16 protein-coding genes, 1 tRNA gene and 1 pseudogene are annotated in these 14766 nt (G+C 72.0%); 12 read left to right on the forward strand and 6 right to left on the reverse strand.

Features of this window, described 5'->3' with window-relative positions; genetic code table 11:
- The 5 genes and pseudogenes from IE321_RS41940 to IE321_RS13800 form a co-directional block, all read left to right on the forward strand.
- Positions 1-364: pseudogene (locus tag IE321_RS41940) on the forward strand (ATP-binding protein); the annotation flags it as partial.
- A gap of 7 nt (positions 365-371) precedes the next feature.
- The gene (locus IE321_RS13785; protein ID WP_043227207.1) at positions 372-806 is read left to right on the forward strand and encodes a roadblock/LC7 domain-containing protein; all 435 of its coding nucleotides are present in this window, start codon (positions 372-374) and stop codon (positions 804-806) included.
- Positions 803-1180, forward strand: a complete 378-nt coding sequence (locus tag IE321_RS13790; protein WP_043227206.1) for a DUF742 domain-containing protein — start codon at positions 803-805, stop codon at positions 1178-1180. The genes IE321_RS13785 and IE321_RS13790 overlap by 4 nt, the downstream gene beginning before the upstream one ends.
- Positions 1158-1781: a GTP-binding protein gene (locus tag IE321_RS13795; protein ID WP_043227205.1), complete on the forward strand. Its 624-nt coding sequence runs from the start codon at positions 1158-1160 to the stop codon at positions 1779-1781. The genes IE321_RS13790 and IE321_RS13795 overlap by 23 nt, the downstream gene beginning before the upstream one ends.
- A complete protein-coding gene (locus IE321_RS13800) occupies positions 1778-2350 on the forward strand; it encodes a GAF domain-containing protein (RefSeq protein ID WP_043227204.1) in 573 nt (190 codons plus the stop codon). The genes IE321_RS13795 and IE321_RS13800 overlap by 4 nt, the downstream gene beginning before the upstream one ends.
- Before the next feature lie 59 nt (positions 2351-2409).
- Here IE321_RS13800 and IE321_RS13805 read toward each other — a convergent pair whose 3' ends face one another.
- The gene (locus IE321_RS13805; protein ID WP_043227203.1) at positions 2410-3618 is read right to left on the reverse strand and encodes an acyl-CoA dehydrogenase family protein; all 1209 of its coding nucleotides are present in this window, start codon (positions 3616-3618) and stop codon (positions 2410-2412) included.
- Between the two features lie 374 nt (positions 3619-3992).
- Between IE321_RS13805 and IE321_RS13810 the strand changes: the two genes are divergently transcribed.
- Together IE321_RS13810 and IE321_RS13815 are read left to right on the forward strand one after the other, a co-directional pair.
- Positions 3993-4066, forward strand: a tRNA-Pro gene (locus IE321_RS13810).
- 123 nt (positions 4067-4189) lie between these two features.
- Positions 4190-4573, forward strand: coding sequence for an FAD-dependent oxidoreductase (locus IE321_RS13815; RefSeq protein ID WP_226652808.1), 384 nt, complete (start codon positions 4190-4192; stop codon positions 4571-4573).
- Here IE321_RS13815 and IE321_RS13820 read toward each other — a convergent pair.
- From IE321_RS13820 to IE321_RS13830, 3 genes are all read right to left on the reverse strand, one after another.
- Complete coding sequence (locus IE321_RS13820; RefSeq protein WP_190223079.1) at positions 4498-5193, reverse strand: DUF6766 family protein; 696 nt, start codon at positions 5191-5193, stop codon at positions 4498-4500. The genes IE321_RS13815 and IE321_RS13820 overlap by 76 nt on opposite strands.
- Before the next feature lie 83 nt (positions 5194-5276).
- On the reverse strand, positions 5277-5705 hold the full coding sequence (locus IE321_RS13825; RefSeq protein ID WP_226652757.1) for a hypothetical protein: 429 nt from the start codon (positions 5703-5705) through the stop codon (positions 5277-5279).
- On the reverse strand, positions 5702-6178 hold the full coding sequence (locus tag IE321_RS13830) for a hemerythrin domain-containing protein (protein WP_190223080.1): 477 nt from the start codon (positions 6176-6178) through the stop codon (positions 5702-5704). The genes IE321_RS13825 and IE321_RS13830 overlap by 4 nt, the downstream gene beginning before the upstream one ends.
- Positions 6179-6987: 809 nt before the next feature.
- Here IE321_RS13830 and IE321_RS13835 point away from each other — a divergent pair.
- Entirely contained in the window at positions 6988-7617 is a 630-nt protein-coding gene (locus tag IE321_RS13835; RefSeq protein ID WP_190223081.1) for a flavodoxin family protein, read from the forward strand.
- A 155-nt stretch (positions 7618-7772) separates the two neighbouring features.
- Positions 7773-8546: a glycosyltransferase family 2 protein gene (locus IE321_RS13840; RefSeq protein ID WP_190223082.1), complete on the forward strand. Its 774-nt coding sequence runs from the start codon at positions 7773-7775 to the stop codon at positions 8544-8546.
- 96 nt (positions 8547-8642) lie between these two features.
- Here the strand turns inward: IE321_RS13840 and IE321_RS13845 are convergent, their stop codons facing one another.
- Entirely contained in the window at positions 8643-9602 is a 960-nt protein-coding gene (locus IE321_RS13845; RefSeq protein ID WP_190223083.1) for a glycoside hydrolase family 16 protein, read from the reverse strand.
- A 349-nt stretch (positions 9603-9951) separates the two neighbouring features.
- On the opposite strand from IE321_RS13845, the gene IE321_RS13850 reads away from it, so the two are divergent.
- The 3 genes from IE321_RS13850 (at position 9952) to IE321_RS13860 (ending at position 13767) form a co-directional block, all read left to right on the forward strand.
- Entirely contained in the window at positions 9952-10188 is a 237-nt protein-coding gene (locus tag IE321_RS13850) for a hypothetical protein (protein ID WP_190223084.1), read from the forward strand.
- Positions 10189-10423: 235 nt separating this feature from the next.
- On the forward strand, positions 10424-12505 hold the full coding sequence (locus tag IE321_RS13855) for a bifunctional polysaccharide deacetylase/glycosyltransferase family 2 protein (protein ID WP_190223129.1): 2082 nt from the start codon (positions 10424-10426) through the stop codon (positions 12503-12505).
- Positions 12502-13767 carry an acyltransferase family protein gene (locus tag IE321_RS13860; protein ID WP_190223085.1) on the forward strand — a complete coding sequence of 422 codons (1266 nt, stop codon included), beginning with the start codon at positions 12502-12504 and terminating at the stop codon, positions 13765-13767. The genes IE321_RS13855 and IE321_RS13860 overlap by 4 nt, the downstream gene beginning before the upstream one ends.
- Before the next feature lie 19 nt (positions 13768-13786).
- Here IE321_RS13860 and IE321_RS13865 read toward each other — a convergent pair whose 3' ends face one another.
- The gene (locus IE321_RS13865; protein WP_190223086.1) at positions 13787-14737 is read right to left on the reverse strand and encodes a LysR family transcriptional regulator ArgP; all 951 of its coding nucleotides are present in this window, start codon (positions 14735-14737) and stop codon (positions 13787-13789) included.
- Positions 14738-14766: the final 29 nt, after the last annotated feature.

Raw genomic sequence — 14766 nt, forward strand, 5'->3', positions numbered from 1 at the left:
TGCCGCGCCCCCGGCGCCCGCCGCCCGGCCGGAGGAGCCCGCCACCGCCCCGAACCCCTACATCCCCTCCCGTACCGGAGCGGGGAACGGGTACCCGGAGCACGGCACCGCCGCGACCGGCTACGGCGCCGCCGTGCCGCCCGCGCCCCGCGCGGAGGCGCCCGGCCGGCCCGACCTGCCCAAGCGGCGCGCCCAGGAACACCTCGTCCCCCAGCTGCGCGACGAGCCGCAGGCCCGTCCCGCCGAGGAGCACGCCCTGCACGACCCCGGCCTGATGGCCGCGTTCCAGCGTGGGATCGGCCTGGCCGAATCCCAGCCCACCCCCCAGGAGTCGCTGCGTCACGGCGACGCGCACAAGGAGTAGATACACGATGGCGAGCAATGTGCCGACCGGCCATTCCTCGGATCTGGACTGGCTGCTCAGCGGTCTGGTCCAGCGGGTCCCGTACACCCGCAGCGCGGTTTTGCTCTCCTCCGACGGGCTGGTGAAATCCGTCCACGGGCTCGACCCCGACGCGGCCGACCACATGGCGGCCCTCGCCTCCGGGCTCTACTCGCTCGGCCGCAGCGCCGGCGTCCGGTTCGGCGACGGCGGCGAGGTCCGGCAGGTCGTCGTGGAGCTCGACTCCACCCTGCTCTTCGTCTCCACCGCCGGATCCGGCACCTGTCTGGCCGTCCTCGCCGGCCGCGAGGCCGACGCCGCCGTCCTCGGCTACGAGATGGCGATGCTGGTCAAGAGCGTCCGTCCGTACCTGATGACGCCCGCCCGGCAGGCGGCCGCAGCGGCGGGTGGCGCCGGGCAGTGAGCGCGCCTCCTCCGCAGGAAGGGCCCTGGCTCGACGACGCGGCCGGCCGGCTGATCCGCCCCTACACCGTGAGCGGCGGACGGACCAAGCCCACCACCTCGCTCGACCTGCTCTCCCTGGTGATGGCGACCGGCTCCGCCCCGCAGCCCCACATGGGACCCGAGCACGGCCTGGCCCTCAGGCTGTGCGACGGTCCCACCTCGGTGGCCGAGATCGCGGCGCACTTAAGGCTGCCGGCCGTGGTCACCAAGGTCCTCCTCTCCGACCTCGTGGACTGCGGTGCCCTCACCGCGCGCGCCCCGCGCTTCCACGCCAACCCATCCGACCGTTCCTTGCTGGAGGCAGTGCTCGATGGCCTACGACAGCGGCTCTGAACGCCATGACGGTTTCGCGGCCGACCCCTTCCCCACCGCGCTGAAGATCCTCGTGGCGGGCGGCTTCGGCGTGGGAAAGACGACCTTCGTCGGGGCGGTCAGCGAGATCGAACCGCTCAGCACGGAGGAGCTGCTGACCTCGGTCAGCGCCGCCACCGACAGCCTGGAGGGCGTGGAGTCCAAGACCACGACCACCGTGGCCATGGACTTCGGCCGGATCACCCTCGACGACCGCAACGTCCTCTACCTCTTCGGCACCCCGGGCCAGGAGCGGTTCTGGTTCATGTGGGACGAGCTGTCCGAGGGCGCGCTCGGCGCCGTCGTGCTCGCCGACACCCGCCGCCTCCAGGAGTGCTTCTCCGCGATCGACTTCTTCGAGCGGCGCGGCATCGCCTTCGTGGTGGCGATCAACGAGTTCGACGGCGCGTTCCGCTACGACCACGCGGAGATCCGGCAGGCGCTCGACCTCGACCCGGCGGTACCGATCGTCCTCTGCGACGCGCGGATCTCCAGCTCCGCCATCAGCACGCTGCTGACCCTCGTCCAGCACCTCCTCAACTCGACCCCGGCCAGCGAGCCGAGCTTCGGAGTCACGCCATGACCTACGACCCGACGGGTCACCTCCTCCTGACCCCCATCGACAAGGAGGCCCCGGACCGGGTCCGGCGGCTGCGCGAACTCGGCCTCGGGGAGCGCCCGGAGCCGGCCTTCGACGAGTTCGCGCAGCGGCTCGCCGAGATCACCGGAGCCCCGTTCTCGATGGTCAACTTCATCGACGAGAACCGGCAGTTCTTCGCGGGCCTGCACACCCCCGGCGGCTCCCACTCGGGCAGCGACCTCGGCGCGGCGGCGGCGGGCTCGGGCGGCGTCGGCCGGTTCATGGCGCGCGACCACGGCTACTGCCCGCACGTCGTCGTCCGGCGGAAGGCGCTCGTCCTGGAGGACGTCTGCGACTACCCGCGCTTCGCCGGCAACCCGGTCGTCGACGAGATCGGCATCCGCTCCTACATGGGCGCGCCGCTGATCGACCGCACGGGCGTGGCGCTCGGCACGATCTGCGTGGTCGACACCGACGTCCACCCGTGGGGCCGGTCCGGCCTGGAGACCATCAAGGCGATGGCGGCGGAGCTGGTCGAGCAGATCCACCGCCGCGAGGACGGCATGTTCTGACCCGCGTCCGCGCGGTGGCGGGGCCCGTACGGTACGCCGTGCGGGCCCCGTCCGTTCCGTCACGCGGGGGAGGGCTCCAGCTCGGGGGTGCGGACCAGGTCGGAGAGCCGCTCCGACCAGCTGCCCTTGTCCTGGCCCAGGGCGACCTCGCCCAGCCGGAGGAGCTGGATGTCGGAGGTGCCGGCCGGCGCGAAGATGTGGTGCGCGTCGCGGAGGTACCGCTCGATGGAGCGGTCGGTGAAGAGGCCGGCGGCGGCGTGGATCTCCATGGCGTTGCGGCCCGAGTCGATGGCCGACTCGACGTTCACCAGCTTGGCGTTCATCAGCTCGGTGTCGCAGGAGAGGCCCTGGTCGAGCAGGTGGACCGCGTGGTAGGCGGCGAGCCGGGCGGTCATCAGCCGGGACTGCATCTGGCCCAGCTTGAGCTTCACCGTCGGCAGTTCGGAGAGCGGCTTGCCGTAGCGGATCCGCTCGGTGGCGAAGCGGGTGGTCTCCTCCAGGATCGCCGTGTGGATGCCGAGCGAGACGGCGGTGAGGTTGGCCCGCCCGTACAGGACGCTGGAGGAGTACGCGACGGCCAGGCCGTCGCCCTCGTCGCCCAGCCGGTTGGCGGCCGGCACCCGGCAGTCCTCGAAGATCAGCTCGCCGAAGCTGAAGCCGTGCAGTCCCATGGCGGGCTGCTGCGGGCCGAGCCGGAAGCCCGGGCGGTCGGCCTCGACGAGGAAGGCGGTGAGCCCCTTCGAACCGGGGCCGGTCCTGACCACCACGCCGTGCAGGTCGCCGACGTGGCTGTTGCCGACGTAGACCTTGCTGCCGTTGAGGACGTAGTCGTCGCCGTCCCGGACGGCGCTCGCCTCCATGCCCAGGACGTGGCCGCCGGACTCCGGCTCGGTCACCGCGATCGTCGGCAGGCACGCGCCCGAGGCGACCTTCGGCAGCCAGGTCTTGCGCTGGGCGTCGGAGCCGAAGTGCACGATCTTGGCGGTGCCCAGCTGGGACGCCTGGACCATGGCGCCCATGGCGCCGCTGACCCGGGACAGCTCCTCGATGATGATCGTCTTGGCCAGGTGCCCCGCGCCCATGCCGCCGTACTCGGGGCTGATCGTCGCGCCCAGCCAGCCCTGCTCGGCGATGCGGCGGGACAGCTCGTGGTGCACCGTCCGGGAGGCCTCCATCTCGTCGATGCGGGGCCTCACCTCCCGTTCCGCGAAGCCCCGGACCGTCTCCCGTAGGCGATGATGGAGCCGGCTGCTGAAATAGCTGTCCATACGAGTACCTCCCCTGCGAAACGCCTGCCCGGCGTGATCCGGGCAGGTGGTGCATCGGCGGTGGTCCCGTCCCGAACAGGCCGACCTGTTCATGGTGTTGATCTTTCCAGGATGGATCAATATTGCCCCGGTCTTTGTCTGAAACAGGTGCTGTTGACGATCGCTTCCTGCTGTGTTTTGTGTGATCCGGAGCCACATCGTCCGCCGAAGGGCCCTCGACGGGGGTCGTCTTTCCGCCACATGCCCCGGGCATATGCCCATCGCGGAGCCACCGCCCGCAGTGACCCCCGCAAAGCGGTTCGTGACCACCAGGGGAAGTGCGGTATGGTTCTCTTGCACGCCAGGCCGGGGGAAACCCCAGGTCAGACGGGCAACGGGACGTGGCGCAGCTTGGTAGCGCACTTGACTGGGGGTCAAGGGGTCGCAGGTTCAAATCCTGTCGTCCCGACTCGAAAGAGTCGTACATCGAGGGGCCGTTTCAGAGCAATCTGAAACGGCCCCTCGATCGTTTCCGGGAACCGCTCGGGGACGGGCGGCGGGCCTGACCGCCTCGTTCCTCACGGAGACCGGCCTGCCCTTCCCCGTCGCAGGGGCCGTCAGGGTCGAGGACCAGGCCCGGTTCCATCCGCTCGCGTACCTGCGGGGTCTCGTCGACGGCATCGTGGCGGGCGGCGGCCGGACGCACGAGGGAACTCGCGTCGTGGAACTCGACCGGGGGACCCCCCACCGGCTCACGACCGGCACCCGGGCCGTCGTCTCCGCCCGGCACGTCGTGGTGGCCGCCCACCACCCCGTGTTCGCCCACGCGCTGCTCGCCACGGGACCGACCCGGCACCGCGACGCGGTGGCCGCCGGCCCCGGCGGTGTGGTCCGCGCCGGTCAGCCTTCGATGCCGGTGGTGGTGTGGGCGGCGCCGACCGGCTTGGATTCCGGGGAACCGCGCTGGCGCAGGTAGATGGACAGGACGACCATGGCCGCGACGGCGAGGAGTTCGGACTGCCAGTTCTGCAGGGTCCGGTTCCAGAAGTCGGGGGTGGCGACGTAGCCGGCCCAGCTCACGGGTTCCTCCAGCTGCCGGAGCCGCTGGTCGTTGTAGGCGGCCGTGCCGGTGATGGACTGGGCCAGCCAGGACAGGACGAACAGGGTGCCCATGGCCAGGCCGAGGGAGCGGGCGTACAGGCTCTGACGCCAGTCCTTGGTCCCCGCCCAGCGCGGCGAGTCGGAGCGGGCGTGGTCGCCCATGCGCTGCTCCCGCTCGCTTTCGACACCGGCCTGGTGGACCTTCTTGGATTCGGGGGAGCCGCGCTGGACGAGGTAGACGGTGCCGAAGATGTACAGGGAGAACTGCAGGAATTCCGACTGCCAGTTCTCGGTGACGTCCACGGCGAAGTCCGAGGACGTCAGGTACTCGCCGAAGGTGAGCGGCTGCAGTCCCTCGACCGTCATCTCCTCGTTGAACTCGGCGTGCCCCGAGACGGCCTGGAGGCCGAGGACGACCAGGAAGGCGATGCCGAAGACGAGGGTGAGGCTGTTCTCCCGCCAGAACCCCGTGCGCCGGGCGTGGTGGTCGGTCATCGTTGCAGCACCCCGATGGTGGTGAAGTAGCCGAGCCCGCCCAGGACGACCACCAGCGTGGTGACGAAGAGGGTCCGCACGTCTCAGGCCCCCTTGATCAGACAGTCGTAGGGCTGGTCGGGCCGCGGGGTGCAGCCGGCGGCCACCACCTTCCACCCGGCGGTGAACAGGGACAGGAACAGGGTGTCGCCTCCCGTGCGGACCATCGCCTGCCGCCCGTACGCCTCCACGCCGTCGACCCCGTCCGCCGTGGGCAGCTCCTGCGCGGCGAGCGCGGCGGGACAGGTCTCCTGTTCGCCCTGTTCGAGCTGGAGGCGGGTCTCCGGAGCCAGCAGGCCGCAGGCGCGGACGTGGTCGCCCGCCGCGACGGCCGCTTCGAAGGCGGTCCCCGCCGCGGCGGCGGCGTCCTGCCGGGGCCCGGGGCCCCCGCAGCCGGCCGCCGCGAGCACCACGGCGGCCACCCAGAGCCGTCCGGCGGGCCGGCCGGCCCGCCGGCGCGGTGGCGGGGTCACTTCGAGCCGGCGCTGGGAACGGCCAGGGGCTCGCGGGGGGCCCGTTTCCTCGCGGTCTCCAGCTCACCGCCCAGTTCCGTGAGCCGGTTGCGGCCCATGGCCTTGCGGACCTCGGGGAACCAGTCCTGTTCCTCTTCCTCGACGTGATGGCGGACCTGCTCCATGAGCACGGACATCTTCGCCTTGAACCGCTCGTCGTCCGCGTCCATGTCCTTGATCTCCGACAGCATCCACACCACCGCGTGGTGTTCCTCGACGCTCTCCAGGATGTGGTCCTTCGTGTCCGGTGCGGCCTCCCGGGCGGCCGGGTAGAAGAACTCCTCCTCGATCCAGGCGTGGACGGTGAGCTCCTCGATCACCTCGTCGGCGATCCGACGCCGCTCCGCCGTGTCCTCGTCACCGGTCTTCTCGAACCGTTTGAACAGCTTCTCGACGGTCTTGTGGTCCTCGCGCAGCAGCACGATCGCGTCCATGTCGGCGCTCCTTTCTCGTCAGGGGTGAGACGGCTGTCGGCGCCGTCGTGGCCGCACGCGTGCCGTCGCCGCGTGCCTCCGGCGGGTGGGCGGCCGGATCCCGGTGGTGGAAGTCGCCCCCGACGCCGACCGGCCCGTCCGGGCCGTCGGCGGGCAGGACGAAGGCGACCTGCGGGGCCCCTTGGCCTGTTCGCGTGCGCGCACCGGGGACGACTCCTGACAAGCGGGGGCGGAGGTCCAAGCACCCTCGCACGGCGCTGTGCGCCGTCGGCCCGGCACACGCCGCCCCGACGGGGGCCGTCACCCCTCTGGAGGCCCGGAGCGAGCCGGCTTCGCCGCGTGGACCGGCGCCCGCTCCCTCGGCTGTCGGCTCCGCCTCCCGTCACCCACCACCCCTGCCCGGGCGACCGCGGCTCACACCCGGCGGTGGCCGGCCACCCGCGCGCGGGACCCGGCCGCACGCGGGGACCGCTCCACCCGGGGCACCCGGGCATCGGCCCGGCCCCGGCAGCCTGACCCGCTCGCCACGGATGCGCCCGGCCGCCCCTGTCCCGGCGGCCCGCCCCGAGCCGCCCCGCCGCGGACGGCTGGGCAGGGGGACAAGGTCATCGCCGGATCCCTCAAGACCAGAGCACAGGGGGTCGCGAACAAGATCCTGCCCGGCGGCCTCACAGCGGAAGGGCACCGCCGGATGGCGGAACCCGGATCCGCCGACCGGCAGCCGCCCTTTGCCGCACCCCCGGCCCTCGATCGGCGGGACCCCGCACCCGGGACGGGATGCTCGCGGACCATCGGGGTAGCCGGACCGCATGGACACCACCACCGAAACCACGCCCCTGCGCGCCGTCGCTCTCGTCTGCACGCTCTCGCCGTCACCGAAGCCGTCCAGCTCCCAGCTCCTGGCCGAACAGACCATGGCCGCGCTCGCCGATCACGGCGTCACCGGGAAGGTCGTCCGCATCGCCGACCACGACGTCAAGCCGGGCGTCGAGGTCGACATGGGCGACGGTGACGCGTGGCCGGAGATCCGGGACACGATCCTGGGCTGCGACATCCTCGTCCTGTCCACCCCCATCTGGCTCGGCCACCCCTCCAGCGTCGCCCAGCGCGTCCTGGAACGCCTGGACGCCGAACTGGGCGAGAGCGACGACGAGGGCCGCATGCTCACCTACGGCAAGGCCGCCGCGGTGTGCGTGGTCGGCAACGAGGACGGCGCCCACCACGTCAGTGCCGAACTGTTCCAGGGCCTGAACGACGTCGGCTTCAGCCTCGCACCGAACGCGGTCACGTACTGGGTCGGCGAGGCCATGCAGGGAACCGACTACCAGGACCTCGACAAGACCCCCGAGAAGACGGCGGCCACGACCAGGACCCTCGCCGCGAACACCGCGCACCTCGCCCGCCGCCTCAAGGCCGCCCCCTACCCGCCCTCTTCCTGAACCCCGCCCCGCCCCGCTCCCTCCCCGGCCGCCGTGGAGCCGTACGAGGCTCGGCGGGGGCGGCCGATCATCCCGGACGGTGCGGCGACTCCTGCCCGGTCGCGGGGTGCTTGAATGGGTGGACTGTCGTTTCTTGTTCTGTGGGGAGAAGTGCTGTGGTCCTGGTGTCGGTCGTGATGCCCGTCTACAACTCGGCGGCCACCCTCGGCGCGGCCGTCCGGTCGGTGCTCACCCAGACCCACGCCGACCTGGAGCTGCTCGTCACCGACGACCAGTCCTCGGACGGCTCCATGGAGCTGCTGCGCGCGTTCGCCGAGCAGGACGAGCGCGTCCTGCCGCGGTCGGCGCCCGAGCGGGGCGGCGCGGGCCGGGCCCGCAACCTCGCGATCGAGCGGGCCCGCGGCGACTACGTCGCCTTCCTCGACAGCGACGACATGTGGCTCCCGGAGAAGACCGAGAAGCAGCTCGCCTTCGCCGCCGAGGGCACCGCGCCCCTGACGTTCACCTCGTACTTCAAGATGGACGCCGAGCACGCCGGCGAGAGCACCGACTGGGTGCCGAACGGGCGGGTGATCCGCGCGCGCGAGCACGTGGACTACCGCGCGATGCTGGTCCGGGACTACATCGGCGCCCTCACCGCCATGTACGACCGCAGGATCCTGGGCACCCGGCTGATGCCGGAGATGCGCAAGCGCCAGGACTACGCCCTGTGGCTGTCGATCATGCGGGACGGCGCGGACGCCCGGGGCCTGGCCGAGCCGCTCGCGGTGTACCGGGCCCACCAGGCGAACTCCCTGTCCTCCAACAAGGCGTCCTTGATCAAGTACAACTGGGAGCTCTACCGCGAGCACGAGCACCTGTCGGTCCCCCGGTCGGCGCGGGCCCTGGCCGGCGCGGCGTGGCAGTCGCTGCGCAACTCCCGGATCTAGACCCGGGCCCCGGGGCGGGGCGGGCCCCCGGCTCCCGGCCGAGCGCGTACCGCTTCGCCCCGACCGGGTCGGGGCGCGCCCGTCCGGCGGGTGGTGTCAGGGCGTCGGGACGGTGTCGACGTGGGCGGTGCCGGTGCTCTGGAAACCGTCCACCGCCGTGCGGACCTCCGCCGGGGAGACGGCCTCGTCGGCCTTGTAGTAGACCCAGTCGACCTTCATGTCCCAGGTGCGCGGGCCGCCGGTGAACGGGAGGTCGATGAACCAGTTGCTGAAGTGGATGTCCATCCGCTCGCGCGGCACGTACTTGCCGGAGCTGGTGAACAGCTTCTCGCCGTCCAGGGAGTAGGTGACCTTTCCGTCCATGGCGGTGATCACCATGGTGTGCCAGCCCCCGAGACGCCGCTCCAGCGTGTGGTGCACCCGGTCCGGCGGGTCGGCCTTGTACCAGCTGACGTTGTCGAGCTGCGGCCCCACCGAACCCCAGCCGCCGTTCGGCAGGTACTCGAAGTCGAGTTCGCTGTAGTTCTCCGAGGAGTCCGCCGGGGAGATCGGGAAGAAGGTCTGGACGACGTGGTCGCCGTTCCGTCCGCTCGTGGGCTCGTCGCCGAGGTGGACCCGGGCGGCGAACGTCCCCGTGAAGAACTTCCGGCCGGTGGTCTGCACCTCGACCTGCGTGGTGCCCGGCGCGGTGCCGTCGGTGGAGGAGCGCAGGCGCAGCACCTTGCCCCCCTCGGCGGCCGGATCGGCGGGGAAGGAGGCGCCCTCGGCGCTCCAGGTGTCCTTGATCCCCGGGCCGCCCCCGCCGTCGCGGATCCGCCAGCCGTGCTCGGCGAACGAAGCGTCGCCGACGCCGGTGTAGTCGAAGTCGTCGAACAGGGTGCCCGGCGGTCCGGTGGGCGTCGGTGAGGCGCTCCGCGTGGGCCCGGCGGCGTCGCCTCCGGCGTCGCCCCCGCTAGCCGCGGGGCCGGCGGAGCACGCGGCGAGCGCGCACAGGAGGGCGGGCAGGGCGAGCGCCGTCCACGCGCGGCGTCGAGAGGGGCGGCGGGGCTGGCTCACGCGGGCTCCTTGGGGCGTCGTGCGATGGCCGGGCACGCCCCTGACAGGGGGTCGAACGCTGATCGCATGAATGGAGGCGTCATCCTAGCGAAGGGTTTCGGCCACCCCATCGCGCATGCCAGAGCCCGTCGTTCCCCGAGCCGGGTCACGGCCGTCGGCATACCGATCCGGTTACGACATGCGAGCGGAGCACACCCAAAGCGGATATAGCGAACCAATCGCCCGAAGGCATCCGCTACGGTGCGCTCTACGTTTCAGCGGTCTACGCTCCTGCACAAAAAGGCCACACCAGATGCGCCAAGCCTCCCCATTCTTCGAGAGTGGACCGGCATACCCGGAACACCTCGGCGTGGCCGAAACCAGCCCCCAGGAGCCGGTTCCGGCACCGGTGTTCGTCGACCAGTCGGGACTGCGCAGCCGGCTCTTCCGGCGCCTCGGCTGGCCGGTCTCCGTGGTCGGCGCGATCCTGGCGGCCGTCATGGGCGGCAGCCTGATCGGCATGCAGTCGGACGCTCCGGCGATGGAGATACCGCCGGGGCCCGCCTACCTGCCCACCAGCGGACCCCTGCCTCCCTTCTGGCCCTGACCGGCGCGGTCCGCGACACCCCGACCGAGGAGTCCGGCCCCCACGCCGAACGCCGTGACGTCCCACGGCCCCACCGCGACCGTCGTGCCGCGCGGAGCGCAAGCCCGCGGGCCCGCCGAGCGCGCCTGATCGTCCGCACCACCCCTCCCCAGGAGCGCCCTTGTCCCGCCACCAGCGTCGTCGGCAGTCCCTGCTGAGACCGCGCCGACTGGCCGCGCCACCGCTGCGCTTCTTCATGCCGCTGTCCCTGCTGGCCTGTCTGCTCGTGCTCCTCGTGCTCCGCGGCCTCGCCACCAACGAGGCGTTCCACGACACCCGGATCGCGACCTCGGTCGACAAGACCACCGTGCCGGAGACCCTGCTCAAGGGCGGCCCGGTCATCGACGCGCGCGGCGAGCGGAACGAGCGCCCGGTGAGCTATCGGATCCCCGACCGCACCGCGGTCCTGAGCTTCGACGACGGCCCCTCGCCGGAGTGGACCCCGAAGATCCTGGACGTGCTCGCGGCCCACGACATCCACGCGGTCTTCTTCGTGACCGGCGCGATGACCACGCGCCACCCGGAGCTGATCCGGCAGATCGTCGCGGGCGGCCACGAGATCGGCGTGCACACCTTCACCCACCCCGACCTGGCGTACCAGTCCGAAGCCCGGATCAGCTGGGAGCTGGGGCAGACGCAGCTGGCGCTGGCCGGTGTCGCGGGCATCCACAGCGCGCTGTTCCGCCCGCCGTACTCCTCCGACGCCTCGGCGCTCGACGACTGGAACTACCCGGTGATCAAGTACGTGGGCTCCCACGGCTACCTCACCGCGTTCATCGACCGTGACACCGACGACTGGAAGCGTCCCGGCGTCGACGCGATCGTCGAGGCGGCGATGCCCCGCAAGCCCGGCGCGGGCGAGCTGATCCTGCTGCACGACGCGGGCGGCGACCGTACCGAGACCCTCGCCGCGCTGGAGCGGATCATCGACAAGCTGCAGGGCGAGGGCTACCGCTTCGGCACCATCTCGGAGGCGCTCGGCGCCACCGACGCCAACGTGCGGGTGGAGGGCTACCAGCTGTGGGCGGGCAAGGGGTTCATCTGGGCCAGCCGGGCGGCCGTGCTCACCCTGCCGGTCCTGGTCGGGCTGCTGGCCGTCGTCGGCTTCCTCAACTTCGGCCGGTTCGCGCTGATGCTCGTCCTGGCCCCGCTCCACGCCCGGCGCTCCCGGCGGCGGGACGCGTGGGGGGCGCCCGTCACCGAGCCGGTCACCGTCCTCGTCCCGGCCTACAACGAACGCGAGTGCATCGCGAACACCCTGAACTCGCTGGCCTCCAGTGACTACCCGATCGAGGTCATCGTCGTCGACGACGGCTCCACGGACGGCACGGCGGACATCGTCGAGGCGATGGCGCTGCCGTTCGTCCGGCTGATCCGCCAGGCCAACGGCGGCAAGTCCAGCGCGCTCAACACCGGCATCGCGGCCGCGTCGTACGACATCATCGTGATGATGGACGGCGACACCGTCTTCGAGCCGTCCACCGTGCGCGAGCTGGTCCAGCCGTTCGGCGACCGGACGATCGGCGCGGTCGCGGGCAACGCCAAGGTCGGCAACCGCGAGAGCCTGATCGGCGCCTGGCAGCACATCGAGTACGTCCTCGGCCACAACCTGGACCGCCGGATGTACGACATGCTCAACGTCATCCCGACCATCCCCGGCGCGGTCGGCGCCTTCCGCAAGGAGGCCCTGCGGCGGGTCGGCGGGATGAGCGACGACACCCTCGCCGAGGACACCGACATCACCATGGCGGTGCTCTGCGACGGCTGGCGGATCGTCTACGCCGAACGCGCCCGCGCCTGGACCGAGGCCCCCGCCAGCCTCCAGCAGCTCTGGTCCCAGCGGTACCGCTGGAGCTACGGCAGCATGCAGGCGATGTGGAAGCACCGCCGTGCCGTGACCTCCCGCGGTCCGGCCGGACGCTTCGGCCGGCTCGGGCTGCCGCTCGTCGTGATGTTCGGCGTGGTCGCCCCGCTGCTCGCGCCGCTGGTCGACATGTTCCTGCTGTACGGGGTGCTCTTCGCGGACGCCCCGATCACCCTCGCCAGCTGGGGCGGCTTCATCCTGCTCCAGGCCGCGCTGTCGTGGTACGCCTTCCGGCTCGACGGCGAGAAGCCCCTGCACCTGATCAGCCTGCCGGTCCAGCAGGTGGTCTACCGCCAGCTGATGTACATCGTCCTGCTGCAGTCCGTGATCACGGCGCTGACCGGTGGCCGGCTGCGCTGGCAGAAGCTCCGGCGCACCGGCGAGGTCGCCGCACCGGTGGAGGTCCGAGCATGACCGCGTCCTTCGAGTCCGTGAGCGGACAGGAGACCCTCCAGCTGCGCGTCCCCGCCGTGCTGCGACGGGAACCGGCGCGCGAGCCGGTGCCGGACCCCACGGCGCCGTCCAGGGCCAAGGGCGGCCGGGACCGCTACTTCGACCTGCTGCGCGCCCTGGCGCTGGTCCGCGTGGTGATCTACCACAACTTCGGCTGGTTCTGGCTGCCCGTCGTCTTCCCGTCGATGGGCGTGATGTTCGCGCTGGCCGGTCTGCTGATGGCCCGTTCCCTCAGTCGGCCCGCCCTCGGCGTCATCCGGGGGCGACTGCGCCGGCTGCTGCCGCCGATGTGGCTGTTCGGCGCGATCGTGGTCACCGCCCAGATCCTGGACGGCGACTCGCCCGACGCCGAGGGGCACCCCGAGTGGTGGTGGGGCAAGCTGCTGTTCTGGATCCTGCCGCTGAGCACCCCGCCGTACGCCGAGGCGCTGAACGGTCTCGACCACCTCGTGGGGCCGGGCTGGGCGGTGCAGGTCATCGTCCCGCTCTGGTACCTCCGCGCGTACCTCTGGTTCGTCCTGCTGTCGCCGCTGATGCTGTGGGCGCTGCGCCGGATGCCGGTGGTGACGCTGTGCGCGCCGCTCGCGCTGGCGATCGTCCTGAACACCTTCTTCATCGACCAGGAGTTCCTCTACGGCCGGGTCTGGGAGAACACCAGCGACTTCGCCACCTTCGGCTCCTGCTGGATCCTCGGCATGGCCCACCAGGAGGGCCTGCTCAAGAAGATCCCGCGGTACGTCGTGCCGTCCGTCGCGCCGCTGATCATGGTGGCCGGCTGGTGGTACCTCCAGACCCGGCCGGTCGATCCGACCGTGCACACCGACATCGAGAGCTGGCCGGTGGCCCAGGCGCTGTGGTCCTTCGGCTTCGTCGCCCTCCTGCTCCACGTCAGCCCCTCCTGGCAGCAGTGGCCCCGACCGCTGGAACGCTGGAACGGACTGATCAGCCTGCTCAACTCCCGCGCCGTCAGCGTCTACCTCTGGCACCAGGTCGCGCTGGTGGCCGCCATCCCCCTGATCGACCCCCTCTGGTCCGTCGGCTTCTTCTACGAGTACTTCCGGTGGCTGCTGGCCAGCCAGTGGTTCCCGCTGCTGGTGGCGATCCCCCTGATCGGACTGCTGGTGCTGACCTTCGGCTGGGTCGAGGACGTGGCCGCGAAGCGCTCCCCGCGGCTCTTCCCCTACCCGCGCCGGGTGCGGGGCAGGCGCCGGGCCGGCGTCTGACGCGGGCCGTCCGGCGGCGCTACCGCGTCCTCGTCGCCCCATCGGGCCGGGGGCCGGAGCCGGGGAGGTCCGCCGGGTGGAGGGACTCCGCCGCCGCGGCGGCGACGGTCCGGGCCACGAGGGCCAGGGCCGGTACGTCGAGCTTCCACTGCTGCCAGTAGAGGGGGACGTCGACGTGCCGGCCCGGTGCGAGGTCGGTGAGGGCGCCGGACCGGAGCAGGGGCAGGGCCTGGGGTTCGGGGACCAGGCCCCAGCCGAGGCCTGCGGTGACGGCGTCGCGGAAGCCCTCCGAGGTGGGCACGAGGTGCCGGACCGGGCTCGCGCCCGGGGCGCCGGGCACCAGGGCGCGGACGAAGCGGTCCTGGAGCTCGTCGCGCCGGTCGAAGACGATCACCGGGGCGTCCGGCAGCAGCTCCTCCAGCGGACCGCCCGACAGGTGCCGGGCCGCGAACGGCGGGCTCGCCAACGGGAGGTAGCGCGCCAGGCCCAGGGGACGGACGGTGCAGCCGGCGACCGGTTCCGCCGAGGACGTCACCGCCGCCATCACCTGTCCGTCGCGCAGCAGGGCCGCGGTGTGCGCCTCGTCCTCGCGGTGCAGCTCGAAGCAGACCGGCGGGTCCCGCGGCACCCGGGTCAGGGCAGGGAGGAACCAGGTGGCCAGGGAGTCCGCGTTCACCGCGACGGGCAGCCGGGCGGGGTCCGGTCCTCCCGCGATGCCCAGCTCCGTCAGGGCGTCCCGCTCCAGCGCGGCCAGCCGCCGCGCGTACCGCACGACCACCTCGCCGGACTCCGTCGGCCGGACCGGCTTGGTGCGGGTGAGGAGGACCCGTCCGGTGCGCCGCTCCAGCGTCTTGACGCGCTGGCTGACGGCGGAGGGCGTCACGTGCAGGGCCTCGGCGGCGGCGTCGAACGTGCCCGCGTCGATGACGGCGAGCAGCGTGCGGACCTGGTCGAGGGGCAGCTGATCCATGGGCACAGCTTAAGCACGGCTACATGTGG

Origin of the sequence: Streptomyces hydrogenans, assembly GCF_014656075.1 — a bacterium.
Lineage (GTDB): Bacteria > Actinomycetota > Actinomycetes > Streptomycetales > Streptomycetaceae > Streptomyces > Streptomyces hydrogenans.